4 protein-coding genes and 1 pseudogene are annotated in these 17,897 nt (G+C 45.4%); all 5 read left to right on the plus strand.

Annotated features, from left to right (window positions below):
• The first annotated feature begins 128 nt into the window (after positions 1–128).
• The 5 genes and pseudogenes from IPJ16_05975 (at position 129) to IPJ16_05995 (ending at position 17,893) form a co-directional block, all read left to right on the plus strand.
• Positions 129–4,595 carry a hypothetical protein gene (locus IPJ16_05975; GenBank protein ID MBK7626736.1) on the plus strand — a complete coding sequence of 1,489 codons (4,467 nt, stop codon included), beginning with the start codon at positions 129–131 and terminating at the stop codon, positions 4,593–4,595.
• A gap of 144 nt (positions 4,596–4,739) precedes the next feature.
• The gene (locus tag IPJ16_05980; protein MBK7626737.1) at positions 4,740–5,684 is read left to right on the plus strand and encodes a hypothetical protein; all 945 of its coding nucleotides are present in this window, start codon (positions 4,740–4,742) and stop codon (positions 5,682–5,684) included.
• 16 nt (positions 5,685–5,700) lie between these two features.
• A complete protein-coding gene (locus tag IPJ16_05985; protein MBK7626738.1) occupies positions 5,701–13,911 on the plus strand; it encodes a gliding motility-associated C-terminal domain-containing protein in 8,211 nt (2,736 codons plus the stop codon).
• 509 nt (positions 13,912–14,420) lie between these two features.
• Positions 14,421–15,590, plus strand: coding sequence for an HlyD family efflux transporter periplasmic adaptor subunit (locus IPJ16_05990; protein MBK7626739.1), 1,170 nt, complete (start codon positions 14,421–14,423; stop codon positions 15,588–15,590).
• 133 nt (positions 15,591–15,723) lie between these two features.
• Positions 15,724–17,893 (plus strand): annotated as a pseudogene (locus IPJ16_05995) (peptidase domain-containing ABC transporter).
• Positions 17,894–17,897 lie beyond the last annotated feature (4 nt).

Below are 17,897 nucleotides of genomic sequence, written 5' to 3' on the forward strand. Positions count from 1 at the left end.
CGGAACCTGATCTGAATAATCTTAATACAACAGTATGCAGCGATGCATCAACGGGAGTTACCTTATCGGATGTTCATGGACTAGCGAACAGGTTTGAGATAGTATCAATCACCCCGCAGGCAGGCCTTGTGACCACGGCAGGAAATGCGACAACAGGCGCATTGCAGTTATCATCAGCCATAGTAAATGATAAGTGGACCAACAAGACAGCAGGATCACTGACAGTAACCTATGCGATCATACCAAGAATCAACGGAGGCTGTATCGGGGACCAGGAGAATGTAGTTGTTACAATCAGTCCGGAGCCTGATCTGAATAACCTAAATACAACTGTATGCAGTGATGCCTCAACAGGAGTAACCCTTACAGATGTACATGGACTTGCCAATAGTTTTGAGATAGTATCAATAACGCCACAGGCAGGCCTTGTAACCACAGCAGGCAATGCTACTGTGGGAGCAGGGAAGCTATCAAGTGCGATAGCAAGTGACAAGTGGACCAACAAGACAGCAGGTTCATTGACAGTTACATATGCTATAATACCAAGAGTAGGCGGAGGTTGTATAGGCGACCAGGAGAATGTAGTGATAACTGTTAATCCTGAGCCGGATCTCAATCCTTTGAGTTCGACGGTATGCAGCGATGCTGTAACAGGGATCACCCTCTCGGATGTTCATGGACTTGCCGACAGGTTTGAGATAGTATCAATTACACCAACAGGTGGTATTGTAGCAGGCGGAACCAACTCCACAGTAGGAACACTTAGGCTTTCCAGCGCTATAGTAAATGATACCTGGACTAATAAGACAGCGATCAACCAGACAGTTACCTATGTAATAATACCAAGGCTTAACGGAGGATGTATAGGTGATGCAGAGAACGTTGTGGTAACCGTCACGCCGGAGCCGGATCTTAATAATCTGAATACGACAGTTTGCAGTGATGCATCGACAGGAGTTACGTTAACAGATGTACATTCACTGGCCAATAGTTTTAATATAGTATCGATCACTCCACAGGCAGGTCTTGTCACCACTGCAGGTAATGCAGTAACGGGAGCAGGTCAGGCATCCAATGCCATATTAAATGATAAGTGGACCAACAAGACAGCTGGATCTCTGACAGTCACTTATGCAATAATACCAAGGATAGCGGCAGGTTGTATAGGCGATCAGGAGAATGTTGTAATCACAATCAGTCCTGAACCGGACCTGGTTACGCCGGTCACAACAATCTGCAGCGATGTTATAACAGGTGTCACACTTACAGATGTACACGGACTTGCCAACAGATTTGAGATAGTATCTATTACTCCTCAGGCAGGATTAACACCTGTTGCTGGCAATGCTTCAACAGGAGCAGGGCAGCTTTCAAATGCAATAGTAAATGATAAATGGATAAATGTTACTGCCGGAGCCCTTACTGTTACATATGCAGTGATACCAAGAATTAACTTAGGCTGTATCGGTGATCAGGAGAATGTAACTGTTACGATTAGTCCCGAACCCGATTTGAGTAATCTTGATGCAACAGTTTGCAATAATGTTGCTATTGGAGTTATCCTTTCTGACGTACTGGCACTGGCAGACGGATTTGACATAATATCTATTACTCCGCAGGCAGGACTCACACCAGGAGGCACTAATGTTGCACCGGGCACAGGAAAGCCATCAAACTATATATCGCTTGATACCTGGACTAATGGTTCAACCGGAAACTTAACAGTAACTTATGTAGTGGTTCCAACTATCGGAGGAACCTGTTATGGAAATGCGGAGAATGTTGTTATCACAGTCCGTCCTCCAATAGTTGCCGGTGCAATTACCGGAAATACTTCAATTTGTTATAATACTGATGCCCCGGCTATCTCCAATGCAATACTGGCATCAGGTGGAGACGGAGTAATAACATATAGCTGGTATTATACAGAAACACTAACAGCAGTGCCTGGCGATATAAACTGGACACTTATTCCATTGGCCACAGGTTCAGGTTATGACCCGGGCATTCTTACAAACCCTACAATGTTTGTAAGGAAAGCTAAAGATGCATCTTGTGCAGCAGAGGTTTATACAAATATGATCACTATCGGCATCTATCCTCTTCCTGTAACATCACCAATTACAGGTGATGCAGTTTTATGTACAAATGCCACAAATAAAGTATATCAGGTAAGCTTGCCGCGAACAGCAGGTTCTACATATGTATGGACGGTTCCGGCCGGTCTTACAGTAACTTCTCCTGCAGGGCTCTACTTTATTATTGTTGATGCTACCGGACCAACAGCACCGGGGGCAAAGATAACAGTAACTGAAACATTGCCCGGACCAACATTCTGTACAGGTATCCCTGTTGAATTCCCTGTTGTCGTTACTACGGCAAAAATCGGAGAAGTTGTTTCAGGACCAGTATCAGTTTGCGAAGGTTCTACACTGAATAACTATAGTGTTTCATTTACAGCGGGTTCAACTTATGCATGGAGTCTGCCTCCGGGAGCATTTATTACCACTGTACCAGATAATCAGTCTGCAGTTGATGTTACATTCCCGATAAATTTCTCGGGAACAGTATCTGTTGTTGAGACAAACGGTGCATGTACAACATTCCATACCGGAATACCTGTGACTGTAAATCCAAAACCTGTTCTCAGCAGTTCATTAACACCTCCTGCAATCTGCAGTGGCACATCATTTGATTATACTGCAACCAGTGCAACAGGTGGAGCAACATTTGCATGGACAAGAGCAGGAATTCTCGGAATTAATGGAGGAACCGGTTCTGCAGGAGCAGGAAATGTCAGCGAGGTTCTGACAAATACCACAACTGCACCAATTAGTGTAACTTATGTGTACACAACAACTGCTGCCGGCTGTACCGGAAATCCACAGAATGTTGTTGTAGTTGTTAACCCGTCGGGACAGGCAAACGATCCGTCCGATATGGTTTTATGTAACGGAGCTGCTACACCGGCTGTTATATTTACTACTAATAATTCAGGAGGATCAACAACATATTCATGGACGAATTCGGTTCCCGGCATCGGGCTTGCGGCTAGCGGCACCGGGAATATAACATCGTTTACAGCTACTAATGCCACAACGGCACCAGTTGTAGCAACAATTACTGTTACACCGACATTTGCAAATGGAAGTGTATCGTGTGTTGGTCCTGACCAGACATTCACTATTACTGTCAATCCGACGGCTCAGGTAACAGATCCAGCAAACCAGGTAGTCTGCAATAATGGACTTACTGCTCCTGTTGCTTTTGCTACAGTAAATACAGTTGGTACAACCACTTATACCTGGACTAATTCGGCTAGCGGCATCGGGTTAGCGGCATCCGGTACAGGTGATATAGCTGCGTTTACAGCTGTTAATGCAGGTACTGCACCGGTTGTTGCGACAATAACTGTTACACCTCACTTTGCAAATGCTTCAGTAACATGTGACGGTCCTGCACAGACATTCACAATAACAGTGAATCCAACCGGTCAGGTCAACGATCCAGCCAATCAGCTTGTTTGCAACGGAGCACCGATAACTACGGTGATCTTTACAACAAATAACACTGGTGGAGCAACAACATATGACTGGACGAACAATCTTCCCGGCATAGGGCTCGCAGCTACCGGCTCGGGGAATATAGCTTCGTTTAATGCGATAAATACAGGTACATCACAGGTAACTGCAACAATAACTGTAACACCAACATATACCAATGGAGCAGTCTCTTGTGTTGGACCTTCAGAGACATTCACAATTACGGTTAATCCTTCAGGTAAAGTTGATGATCCTGCTGATCAGGTATTATGCAACGGATCTAATACCGCTCCTGTAACATTTACCACAACCAATCTTGACGGAGCTACAACTTACAGCTGGACTAATACAATACCCGGTATCGGGCTTGCAGCTTCCGGCACAGGTAATATAGCAGCCTTTGCAGCAGTTAATACCGGAAATTCGCCGGTTGTTGCCACAATTGCTGTAACGCCTCATTATACCAATGGTGCTCTAACATGCACAGGAACACCTCAGAACTTCACAATTACTGTCAATCCGACTGCACAGGTTAATGATCCTGCCGATCAGGTAGTATGTAATACTTTCAATACTGCTGCTGTGAACTTCACAACAAACAAAACTGGAGGAACCACAACATACACCTGGACTAACTCGGTACCCGGCATCGGGCTACCGGCGTCCGGCACCGGGAATATTGCTCCGTTTGTAGCTGTCAACGCAGGGAATTCACCTGTTGTAGCTACAATAACGGTAACCCCTCATTTTGATAATGGTTTGCCTGTCTGTGACGGACCCGTACAGACTTTCACAATAACTGTAAATCCGACAGCACAGGTAACTGATCCGGCTGACCAGGTAGTTTGCAACGGAGCATCGACAGCAACTGTTACATTTGCAACAATTGTCAGCGGCGGAACCACAAATTATACATGGACCAATGACCTGGTAAGTATAGGTCTTGGAGCAAGCGGCAGCGGCGATATACCTTTCTTCACAGCTTCTAATGCAACAACAGCTCCGGTAACGGCCAATATCACAGTTACCCTCATTTTACTAATGGTTCAGTAACATGCGACGGACCAGCTCAGATCTTTACCATAACTGTCAACCCGACAGCTCAGGTTAATGATCCAGCCAATCAGGTGGTATACAACGGTGGTGCAGTGGCACCAGTTACATTTGCCACACTTAACACCATTGGTACTACAACCTATGCCTGGACAAACTCAGAACCTGGCATCTATAGGACTTGCAGCTTCAGGTACAGGTGATATTGCATCCTTTAATGCAGTTAATACAGGTACATCACCTGTGGTTGCAACAATCACAGTAACGCCAACATTTGCAAACGGTTCAGTAAACTGTTCCGGTCCTGCACAGACCTTCACAATTACTGTTAATCCGACAGGTCAGGTCAACGACCCTGCCGATCAGGTTGTATGTAATAATGCACCAGTGGCAGCAGTAACTTTTGGAACTGTAAATACCGGAGGTACAACTACTACTTATGCCTGGACCAATTCGGCACCCGGCATCGGGCTTGCGGCATCCGGCTCTGGTAATATAGCTTCATTCACAGCACTTAATGCTACTACAGCTCCTGTTGTTGCGACTATAGTTGTTACACCAACATTTAAGAATGGTGGTGTTGATTGCGTAGGACCTACACAGACATTTACAATAACAGTAAATCCGACAGGTCAGGTTAATGATCCGGCCAATCAGGTTGTCTGCAACGGCGGAACAACAACAGCGGTTGCATTTGGTACACTGAACACAGGAGGTACCACAACATACAGCTGGACTAATTCAGCTACGAGCATCGGGCTTGCGGCGTCCGGCACAGGAGATATTGCGGCCTTTACAGCATCCAATATCACTACAGCACCTGTTATAGCGACCATAACTGTTACACCGCACTTTGAAAACGGTTCAGTAACATGCGATGGTCCGGTTCAGACATTTACAATAACAGTAAATCCAACAGGTCAGGTTAATGATCCTGCCGATCAGGTTGTATGTAACGGAGATCTTACCACACTTGTGACCTTCACTACAAACAATACAGGAGGGACAACAACTTATACCTGGACGAACTCAACAGCGGGCATGGGGCTTGGGCGCGGCACAGGTGATATTGCTCCTTTACTGCAATAATGCAGGCACACCAGTTGTGGCAACTATAACTGTAACTCCGCACTTTGATAACGGTGCCCCGGTTTGCGATGGTCCGGCACAAACCTTTACAATAACTGTAAATCCGACAGGACAGGTAAATGACCCTGCTGATCAGGTAGTATGTAAGGGCTCATCAACTACAACTGTGCTCTTTGGTACAACAAACACAGGAGGAACGACAACCTATACATGGGTGAATTCGGCTCCCGGCATCGGGCTTGCGGCATCCGGATCAGGTAATATTACGGCATTCTCTGCAACAAATGCAGGAACAACACCTCTTGTCGGAACGATTACTGTGACTCCTCATTTCTCAAATGGTTCAGTAATTTGTGACGGTCCTGATCAGACATTTACAATTACTGTTAATCCGACTGCACAGGTTAACGACCCGGTTAATCAGGTTGTATGTAACGGACTTCCTGTTGCTGCTGTTAATTTCGTAACAGTAAACACAGGAGGAACAACAACATTCAACTGGGTTAATGACAATACCACTATCGGTCTCGCGGCAAGCGGAACGGGTAACATAGTAAGTTTTAACGGCATCAATACAGGGACATCTCCCGAAGTTGCTACTATAATTGTCACCCCGACCTTTGACAATGGTTCGGTAACATGTACCGGTCCTTCACAGAGCTTTACAATAACTGTAAATCCGTCGGGTCAGGTTAATGATCCTGTTGACCAGGTAGTATGCAATGGTTCAAATACCACAGCCGTTGCCTTCACTACAGCAAATTCAGGAGGCACAACCACATATTCCTGGGCAAATGACAATACCACGATAAATCTGGCCGCTACCGGAACAGGTAATATTCCAGTATTTACAGCGACTAACACGGGTGTGTCGCCTGTGGTGGCAACAATAACTGTTACGCCTCATTTCACAAACGGCTCGGTAACATGCGATGGTCCGGTTCAGACCTTTACAATAACAGTCAATCCGACTGCCCATGTAAATGATCCTGTCAACCAGGTAGTATGCAACGGACTGCCGACAACAGCGGTTACATTCACCACCAATAATCTTGGCGGAACAGTTACCTATAACTGGACAAATAATGCTTCAGCAATAGGTCTGGCTGCAAGCGGTTCGGGAAATATTGCATCATTCAATGCAGTTAACCTTGGGACCTCACCTGTAATTGCAACTATTACAGTTACCCCGTCGTTTGATAATGGTTCGGTAGCCTGCACAGGTCCTTCACAGACCTTTACAATAACAGTAAATCCGACAGGACAGGTTAATGATCCTGCAAACCAGGTAGTATGCAATGGTTCACTTTCAACACCTGTTTCGTTCAGTACAACAAATACAGGCGGAACAACCACATACTCATGGGTTAACGACAATCTGGCTATTGGTCTTGGGGCAGGAACAACAGGAAACATTGCTGCCTTTACAGCAACAAATGCAACCCTGGCTCCGATAGTTGCGAACATTACGGTAACACCACATTATACAAACGGAGCAGTAACATGCGATGGTCCGGCTGAGACTTTTACAATAACAGTCAATCCTTCAGGAAACGTTGCAGATCCTCTTGATCAGGCACTATGTAACGGGCAGACAACAAACCTTGTTACTTTCACAACCGGGAACTCAGGTGGAACTACAACCTATAGCTGGACCAATTCGGCGACCGGTATCGGGCTTGCGGCTTCCGGGACAGGAGATATTGCAGCCTTCACGGCTTCCAATATTACTTCAGCTCCTGTCGTTGCGACAATAACAGTTACTCCGCACTTTACTAACGGTTCTGTTACATGTAATGGTCCTGTACAGACATTCACAATAACAGTCAATCCGACTGCACAGGTTAATGATCCGGCTAATGAAACAGTTTGTGCCGGTGATATGACAACTACAGTGGTCTTTGGAACACTCAACACTGGCGGGACAACAACCTACGACTGGACCAATGATAATGCTACAATCGGATTGGCAGCACTAGGATCTGGAGATATAGCCTCGTTTGCAGCAGTAAATGCCGGAACGGCACCTGTAACTGCAACAATAACAGTAACTCCAACATTTACAAACGGAGCTGTCAGCTGCACTGGTCCGGCCCAGACATTCACAATAACAGTAAATCCGGCAGGTCAGGTCAACGATCCGGCTAACCAGGTAGTCTGCAGCGGTTCTTCGACTGCTACTGTCCTCTTTGGAACACTGAATACGGGTGGATCCACTACATATTCATGGACCAACGATCTGCCATCAATCGGTCTGGCAGCAAGCGGAACAGGAAGCATTCCATTCTTTACTGCAACAAATGCAAGTACTGCTCCTGTTGTGGCAACGATAGAGGTTACACCTCATTATACGAATAACTCGGTTACCTGCGATGGAACACCACAGACATTTACAATAACTGTCAATCCAAAAGGACAGGTGAACGATCCGGCTAACCAGGTTGTTTGCAACGGACTACCGGTAACAGCAATAAACTTTACTACAAATAATACCGGCGGAACAACTACCTATACCTGGGTGAATAATACACCATCTATTGGTCTGGCTGCATCAGGAACAGGTCCTATAGCTTCATTTAATGCAGCTAATTTGGGAACCTCTCCTGTTACAGCAACAATAACAGTAACACCTCACTTTGATAATGGTGCACCGATATGCGATGGCACTGCTGAGACCTTTACAATAACTGTAAATCCGACTGGTCAGGTCAACGATCCTGCCAATCAGGTAGTATGTAATGGTGCCCCGGTATCAGCTGTCAACTTCAGCACCAATAACCTGGGAGGTAGCACAACCTATAGCTGGACGAATTCGGCTCCGGGCATAGGGCTTGCTGCTTTAGGTACTGGTAATATTGCTACATTCAATGCTGTCAATCTCGGTACAGTGCCAGTTGTAGCAACAGTAACAGTTACACCACATTTCTTAAACGGTGCGGTTACATGTGACGGTCCGGCTGAGACCTTTACAATAACAGTCAATCCGACAGCCCAGGTAAATGATCCGGCTGATCAGGTTGTATGTAACGGTTTCCCGACAACCCTGGTTACTTTCGGAACATTAAATACAGGAGGAACTACCACCTACACCTGGACTAATTCGGCAAGCGGTATTGGGCTTGCGGCTTCCGGTTCAGGAGACATAGCATCATTTAATGCTGTTAATACCGGTACCACACCAATAGTGGCATCGATAGTAGTGACTCCTCATTTTGATAATGGTTCGGTAACATGCAATGGTCCGGCACAGACATTCACAATAACTGTCAACCCGACGGCACAGGTGAACGATCCTGCCAACCTGGTTGTATGTAACACAGATAATATAGCAGTTACATTTACAACAGGCAATTCAGGAGGAGTAACAACCTATACATGGACTAACTCGACACCGGGCATTGGTCTTGCGGCTTCCGGCATTGGTAATATAGCGTCATTTGCAGCAACTAATGCAACTACTGCCCCGATTACAGCGACAATAACCGTAACACCAACATTTACAAATGGTGTGGCTTGTGCTGGTCCCGATCAGACATTCACAATAACTGTGAATCCGACTGGTCAGGTTACCGATCCTGCAGATCAGGTTGTTTGCAATGGTTCGTTTACAGCACCGGTTAATTTCGCAACAGTAAATACAGGCGGAACAACAACCTATACATGGACAAACGATCTTACAAGCATTGGTCTGGCAGCATCCGGTACCGGAAATATTTCTGCATTCCCTGCTGTAAATACAGGTACTTCACCGGTTACTGCAACAATTACAGTTATACCTCACTTCAGCAATAGTCTGGTTACATGTGATGGTCCGGCCCAGACATTCACAATAATAGTGAATCCGACCGCACAAGTTACTGACCCTGTCGATCAGGTTGTTTGCAATGGCGCTCCGGTAACTGCTGTTAATTTTGCAACAGTAAACACCGGAGGAACAACAACTTATGCATGGACCAATTCGGCAACCGGCATGGGGCTTGCGGCGAGCGGCACTGGAAATATTGCTTCGTTTACAGGTACAAATACCGGTACGGCACCTATTGTAGCCACCATAACAGTTACACCAACCTTTAATAACGGTTCAGTAAATTGTACCGGTCCTGCACAGACTTTCACAATAACTGTGAATCCGACAGGTCAGGTGAACGATCCTGCCAACCAGGTTGTATGTAACGGAGCAACTGCAACAGCAATTAACTTTACCACATCCAACACAGGAGGAACCACAACATACGACTGGACAAATGACAGTCCAAGTATTGGTCTGGCGGCTGCCGGCTCAGGAAATATTGCAGCATTTACAGCTGTAAATACCGGAGTGACTCCTGTAGTTGCAACGATAACTGTTACTCCTCATTTTGCCAACGGTTCAGTAACATGTACCGGTCCGGCAGAAACATTTACAATAACAGTAAATCCGACACCAAATGTATCAACGGCCAGTCCGCTTACAATCTGTAGCGCTACCACAACCAATATTGCACTCACAAGCAACATTGCAGGAGCTACCTACACATGGACAGTCGGATCAGTATCGGGAGGAATAACAGGAGCAAGTGCTTCGAGCGGATCAACAATTGCACAGATACTTATCAATCCGGGAACAACTCCGGGCTCAGTGACCTATGCAGTTACACCTACAGCAGGCGGATGTTCAGGATTACCTGTTAATATCACTGTTGCTGTTAATCCTACACCTAATGTATCAACTGTAGGCCCAACAACAATCTGCAGTGCAACATCAACAAATATTGCTCTTAGCAGCAGTGTTGCAGGTACTACATTCACCTGGACAATAGGTACAATAACAGGAGGAATTACCGGAGCTACACCTGCAGGAGGTGCAAATATCGCACAGATCCTCACCAATCCGGGAACAACAGCAGGAACTGTTGAATATATAGTTACACCGACAGCTAATTCATGTCCGGGATTACCGGTAACTGTTGTAATAACAGTCAATCCAACCCCTGATGTAACAACAGCAAGTGTAACAACAATATGTAACTCAGCAACTACAAATATTGCACTTGCAAGCGGAGTTGCCGGGACAACATTCAGCTGGACAATCGGAGGAGTAACAGGAAGCGTAAGCGGAGCAACTGCTTCAAACGGCACAACAATAGCCCAGACGCTTTACAATACCGGACTGACACCAGGAACAGTTACATATATTGTAACACCGACTGCCAACTCATGTTCAGGACTTCCGACAAACATAGTGGTAACAGTCAATCCGTCAACCGGACCGACCAGCTTCACAACAGGAGCATTAGAGGTCTGTCAGGATGCACCGGATGAGACATATACTGCAACAGCCACTAACAGCACATCGATTCTGTACTCGGTATTACCGGCAACAGCAGGTACTATAAATGCGACAACAGGAATCATGGACTGGGCACCTGCCTTCTTCGGTAACGCAACAATAACTGCAACATCTGCAGGATTATGCGGAACCACAGTGGGTAGTGTAACAGTAAGGGTAAAACGTCTGCCATCGATAGCAACATCACCTGTTGCTGCAGTTACCTGCGAATTCGGTCAGGTTAACTTCGATGTAACAGCAAACGGAGATGATCTGAGCTACCAGTGGGAAGTTGACCCGAACACAGGAACATTTGCACCTGTAACAGGCGGAATTTACAGCGGAATAGCATCCTCAACACTTCAGATCTGGAGTGCCGACAGGACAATGAACAACTACAAATACCGCGTAGTGGTATCAGGTTGTCTGCCCGATGTAACATCAGCTTCTGCACTTCTTACAGTAAATACTGCACCTGAGTTAACAGTTCATCCTAAAGACTCGGTAATCTGTCTGGGTGCAACAACAACAATGAACGCAGCTTCGCTGGGAACAGGAATTGTATGGACATGGTACGTCAATAAAGGAACAGGAGGATTTGTTCCGGTTGTTGCCGATACACACTTCAGCTTTGCAACAACAGTTTCGTCAGATACAACAAAGACAACACTTACAATAACTGACGCACTTGCAACATACAACAACTGGATCTTCAGGGCACAGGCCAAAGGAACATGCGGCGCAGCAGTCAATACCAACTTTGGACGGTTGTCAGTAACCAATCCGCCTGTAGTGGCACTTCAGCCTGTACTTAAGGTGATATGCGAAAACGGAAGCACAAACTTCCTCGGGAACGGATCGGGCTACATGAATCTGCAGTGGCAGGTAAGTACCAATGCCGGAGCAACATGGACCAACATAACTGACGATGCTGTTACCTATGTGGGAGCAGCTACCAACCAGCTTTCGGTACTCAATGCACCGGTAACACTTAACAATAATCAGTACCGTCTGGCATTCATCGGATCATGTACAACAGTATACTCAAACGGAGTTACCCTGACAGTCAATCCGAACCCGATAGTGAACTTTACAGCAGATGTAAACGCATGCGGAGGAGTACCATTGGTTCTGAACAACGATCCTTTAAATCCTTCAGGCGGAACATTGCCATATACACAGCACCGCTGGACAGGAGATGTAGGTCCTCTGAACCTCTACACAGTTAAGTCGCCTACCTTCAGTTCGCAGATCTCAGGTACCTATACCTTAATATACAAGGTAACCGACAGCAAGACCTGTACAGCAACCGATACCCTTAAAGTGATAGTTGACAGTCCATCTGCTGATTTCACCCAGGATATCGATAACGGCTGCACACCGCTGACAGTCAAGTACACGAAGGATATGACAGGAATAGCCAAGTTCTGGTGGGATTTCAACGACGGTTCGCCGCTCGACTCACTCCAGGCCAATCCTTCACATACCTTTGTAAACAGCAGCAAGACAGCTATCAGCTACTATAATGTGAAACTGAAAGTACGTTCACCGGGCGGCTGTATCAAGACATATACCTCGCTTGTAACAGTTTACCCTGCAGTTAAGGCAACCTTTACCGCAACAACAGATACTATCTGCAGCGGCAAGACAGTGACCTTCACAGGTATATCAGGTGCAAGCAAGTACTTCTGGGATTATGGCGATGCAGTGAGCGCGTATGCAGGAAGCAACTCAACACACCTGTATACCAACCCGGGCACCACACCACTTGATCTCAATGTCAAGCTGACAACAACATCGTTCTACAACTGTACGGCTGATACAACTATTAAGATTGTGGTTATGCCTGTACCTGTGGCACAGTTCTCAGCTAGTCCGGTTTCGCAGGTATACAAAGTGGGAGGCAACCCGGTATCATTCACCAACCTTACCAATACCGGCAACTGGACATACAAGTGGAACTTCGATGACGGAACAACATCAACAGCTGCAAACCCGTCTCATTCATTCGCAGATCTTGGCGACTATGATGTAACTCTCGAAGTAACCAACGGATCGTGCTCAGACAAGGTAATGCATACTGTGAGCGTAACACCTAAGGCACCTATTGCAAGCTTTGATAAGATCCCTGATGGCTGCGAACCGGTTTCATTCACCGCGGTCAATACCTCACAGAATACCGAAATACCGGGTACAACATACTTCTGGGAGTTTGGCGACGGAGGAATCTCCACAGCGAAGAATCCGGAGTATACATACTTCGATCCGGGTATCTATGTGATAAAACTTACAGTGCGTGGACCAGGCGGAGAGGATGATACATTGCAGACAATACATGTCAATCCATCACCTAAGGCATACTTTGAAGTTGCACCAACCTTTGTCTTTGTGAACGATGAGAAAGTAAGAGGATTCAACCTCAGTACCCCGGCAATAGGCAATACATACTTATGGGAATTTGGTGATGGCGACACCTCGCATGTGAAAGAACCGTTCCACAAGTATATGGAGCCCGGAGTATTTGACATCACCTTGTCGGCTTACTCTAACAACGGATGTTACGACAAGTTTATCCTGTCGCCCGGAGTAACAGTTGAGCCGGCCGGAGATATCAGGTTCTCTACAGTCTTCACGCCTAACAAAGACGGAGAGATTGACGGAGACATGGGTAATATCAATTCCGGAAACATGGATATGTTCTTCTTTCCGCCAATACAGGAGAAAGTACAGAAGTACAAACTGCAGATCTTCAACAGGCTTGGAGTGCTGCTCTTCGAAAGCCGCAACATAAACAATGCATGGAACGGCTACTACAAAGGGAAGCTTTGTCCGCAGGGAGTATATATATGGTATGTGGAAGGCAAGTACAGTAATGGCGAGCCGTTCAAGAAAGTGGGGGATGTGACGCTGTTACACTAACCTTTGCCCCAGATTTTCGCCCCCCAACCCCCCTAAAGGGGGGCTAAGAAGAAGAGAGCCCGTTGAGAGACGGGCTTTTCTTTATTGGCGTGGAGGCTTAACTCTGTGTAACTCCTTGCAATCTCGTGCCTCCGTGGTTAAAAGAATTGTAATAAAAATGAAGAACTGACACAGAGGAGATCCGGAGAGTACAGAGAGCCACAGAGGAAACAAAAACGAGGGCGAAACCGGGGGCCTTCCGGGTAAACCGGTAAAGGACTCAGCGGCCCTCTGCGCATTTTTCACCCGCCGAAGCTTTAGCGGAGGAGGGCTCTGCGTTCCTCTGCGGTAAAAAAGAAACCGGGATAGAGAAAAAATCTGATCAAAGACAAAAAAACTTGAAATTTTCATTCAACAAATAGAATTAATTTTCTAAATTTGATCAGCTGCATGCAAAAAATGTAAAGAAACCGGCTGTTTTTAGTGCTAAATATTAATTTGCCGTTTGCTGCATTTAATAGTGGAATAATATGAATCTGATACCATATTCAGTTACCACTCTGTGTCTGGAAAGTTATTTTATAAAGATCACTTCCAGGAGCAAAATTATCTACTGGATAATCATAGGAATCATTGTATCCGGTATTGCAGTACTCCCATTTATTTATGTCGATGTATCCGTTCAGGCAAGAGGATATTTTCAGTCGGAGATTGAAAAACAGGTTGTATATACCCCCTTCCACGGAAGAGTTGTCTTTGCATCATTCCATAACGGCGACAAAGTTGGAAAAGGAGACACACTTCTTATAATCGATTCCGAAGCAATACGGGCACAGCAGTCAGCACTGAAGAAAAGAATTGATGAGAACGATGCATCAATAAACGATCTTGAAATACTGACTCTTCTTGATTCATCGATGCTTCATTCTGAAGAGGTTATGTTTGCTTCAAAAAGATATCAGGCTGAATTTGAGAATGTAGTGAATCAGCATGAAATGCAGTATCAGAAATTTCAGAAACGAAAGACTGAGCATGAAAGAAATGAACTTCTTTTTAAGCAGAAGATAATACCTGAGACTGATCATGAAAACAGCTCATATGCCCTGAAATCTGAAAAGGACAATCTGAATCAGGTCCTGATCTATCAGAAATCTGTGTGGCAGAACGATCTTACAGCAAGAAAAAATGAAGCTGTAAGATTGCAGGCTGAATATAAACAATGTATCGAAGAGCTTAATAACAGGATTGTTTTAGCCCCAACAAGCGGAGAGGTAATCCAGACCTCCGATATCCAGACAGGGAGTGTTGTCAGTCAGGGACAGATGATTGCAGAGTTATCGCCTGAAGGGGAGCTTATAGCCACATGCTTTGCCAGGCCAACAGATATCGGTCTGATCCGCGAGAACCAGAAAGTGAAGATCCAGGTAGATGCATTCAATTATAATGAATGGGGAATGCTTACAGGCAATATTATTGATATTTCAGATGATATGATAGTTGAGAACGGATCAACGGCATACTTCAGGATCAAATGCAAACCTGATCAGACCTTCCTTTCTCTCAGGAACGGGCATAAAGCATATATAAAGAAAGGTATGAGCATCAATACAAGGATCTTCGTGATACGTCGAAGCCTTTATAATCTGTTATTCGATAAAGCGGATAAATGGTTCAATCCATATACATATAAACCTGAATAAGAAAGATGAGTTCTAAAAAACCCTTTGTGTTCTTTGTGTTATCCTTTGTGCTCTTTGTGGTTAATGGATTTCTTTTTACCACAAAGGACACTAAGGTCTTCACGAAGGACACAAAGGGAAATTCGTTAGTTGTATGCTGATAAAAGTAAAACAAAGAGATATAACCGATTGCGGTGCAGCATGTCTGGCCTCGGTAGCTGCATATTATAATCTTGCCCTGCCTGTTGCCAAGATCCGGCAGTTTGCAGGAACCGATAAGAAAGGAACGAATGTTTTGGGATTGGTTGAAGCAGCAGCAAAGATGGGGTTTCTGGCAAAAGGAGTCAGGGGAGAATGGGACTCTCTCTTTAAAATACCCAAGCCTGCCATAGCACATGTGATTGTAAAAGAGGCCCTTCATCATTATGTTGTATTAATCAAGGCAACAGAGAAGTATATTGAAATAATGGATCCAGCCGATGGAGAGCTTCACAGAGTTACACATGAAGAATTCAAAAAGCAATGGACAGGTGTCCTGGTACTGATTGCCCCCGGCGAAAAAGTTTACAATAGGCAATGAAAAAACATCAATTTCCGAACGGTTCTGGCGACTCATCAAACCTAACAAAGGGATTCTGCTTCAGTCGCTGGTAGGAGCGCTGGTATTCTCCGTACTGGGTCTGGCAGCATCTTTATATGTAGGGAAACTTGTTGATAATGTATTACCGGGAGGGAACCTCAGCCTGCTGAATCTGCTAGGCATTGCGATGTTACTTATAATTATACTGAGACTGCTGCTAAGTTATTTCCAGACAATATTTATTCTTAAGGCCGGACAGCGGATAGATGCAACACTAATCCTGGGATATTATCAGCATCTGCTTAAGCTTCCCCAGACCTTTTTCGACAATATGCGCACAGGTGAGATAATTTCGAGGATAGGGGATGCAGTGAAGATAAGGGTATTTGTGAATGAAGTCTCGGTAAGTCTTATCCTTAACGTATTCATATTAATAGTATCATTTGTGCTGATGTTCTCTTTCTACTGGAAGCTGGCACTGATAATGCTTTTTGTTGTGCCGTTTTATGCATTAATATATTTTATCTCGAACAGGTTAAACAGGAAAGTCCAGAGAAAGGTTATGGAGAAGGCTGCAGATCTTGAGGCACAGCTTGTCGAATCGCTTAATGCAGCAGGAACTATAAAGAGATTCGGTCTGGAAGAGTTTTCCAATCTGAAGACAGAGACACGGTTTGTGAATCTGCTGGAGATAATTTATAAGTCAGGATTGAATGGCATTTTCTCATCCAGTTCAACAAGTCTTCTTTCGCAGGTGATTACGATACTTGTTTTATGGATAGGAGCCGGGTATGCAATAAGTTCGCAGATCACACCCGGAGAGCTGCTCTCATTCTATTCAGTGGTAGGATATTTTACCGGTCCGGTTACAGGCATTATTGGCTTCAACCGCACCCTTCAGGATGCAAAGATAGCAGCAGACAGGCTCTTTGAGATCTTTGACCTGGAGATTGAAGATGAATCGAATAAGATTGATCTGAAGCCAGAGATGGCCGGAGACATCAGGTTTGAGAATGTGAAGTTCCGTTACGGCACCAGGGTGGATGTATTTGATTCACTTAATCTAACAATAAAGAAGGGAGATATAACAGCAGTGGCAGGGGAGAGCGGATCGGGGAAGTCGACACTCATATCGTTGCTTCAGAATCTGTATCCTGTACAATCGGGGCATATTAAGATTGGCAGTCACGACCTCAGGCATCTTACCAATTCATCGCTTCGAAAGGTAGTATCGGTTGTCCCGCAGAAGATCGACCTTTTTGCGGGGAATGTCCTGGAGAACATAGCTGTCGGCGAGTTTCAGCCCGATATGGAGAGAGTGCTGGAAGTCTGTGAGAAGCTTGGCATGATGAAGTTCATAGAGCAGCTCCCGCATGGATTCAACACATACCTGGGAGAGAACGGAGCCACCCTCTCGGGCGGTCAGCAGCAAAGGATTGCAATTGCGAGAGCGTTGTACAGGGATCCGGAGATCCTGATCCTCGATGAAGCGACCTCATCACTCGACTCGATGGCAGAGACATTTGTTCAGAATACGATTGAGTTATTACGGAAATCGAATAAGACAGTTATAGTTATTGCGCACAGGTTATCGACGATCAGTCTGGCCCAGAGAATAATAGTGCTTGAAAAGGGAGAGATAGTCCAGGATGGCACCTTTTCCGAACTGGCGAATACACCGGGAGCCTTCAGGAGGATGTGGATGCATCAGACGATAGATGTAACGGAGACAATAAAAGTATGAACCC

Source organism: Bacteroidales bacterium, from assembly GCA_016709865.1.
Classification (GTDB): Bacteria; Bacteroidota; Bacteroidia; order Bacteroidales; family VadinHA17; genus LD21.

Coding starts and splice junctions, on each gene's coding strand:
- IPJ16_05990 (MBK7626739.1), top strand. CDS start 14,421: ATGAATCTGATACCATATTCAGTTACCACTCTGTGTCTGGAAAGTTAT.
- IPJ16_05980 (MBK7626737.1), top strand. CDS start 4,740: ATGCCTGGACAAACTCAGAACCTGGCATCTATAGGACTTGCAGCTTCA.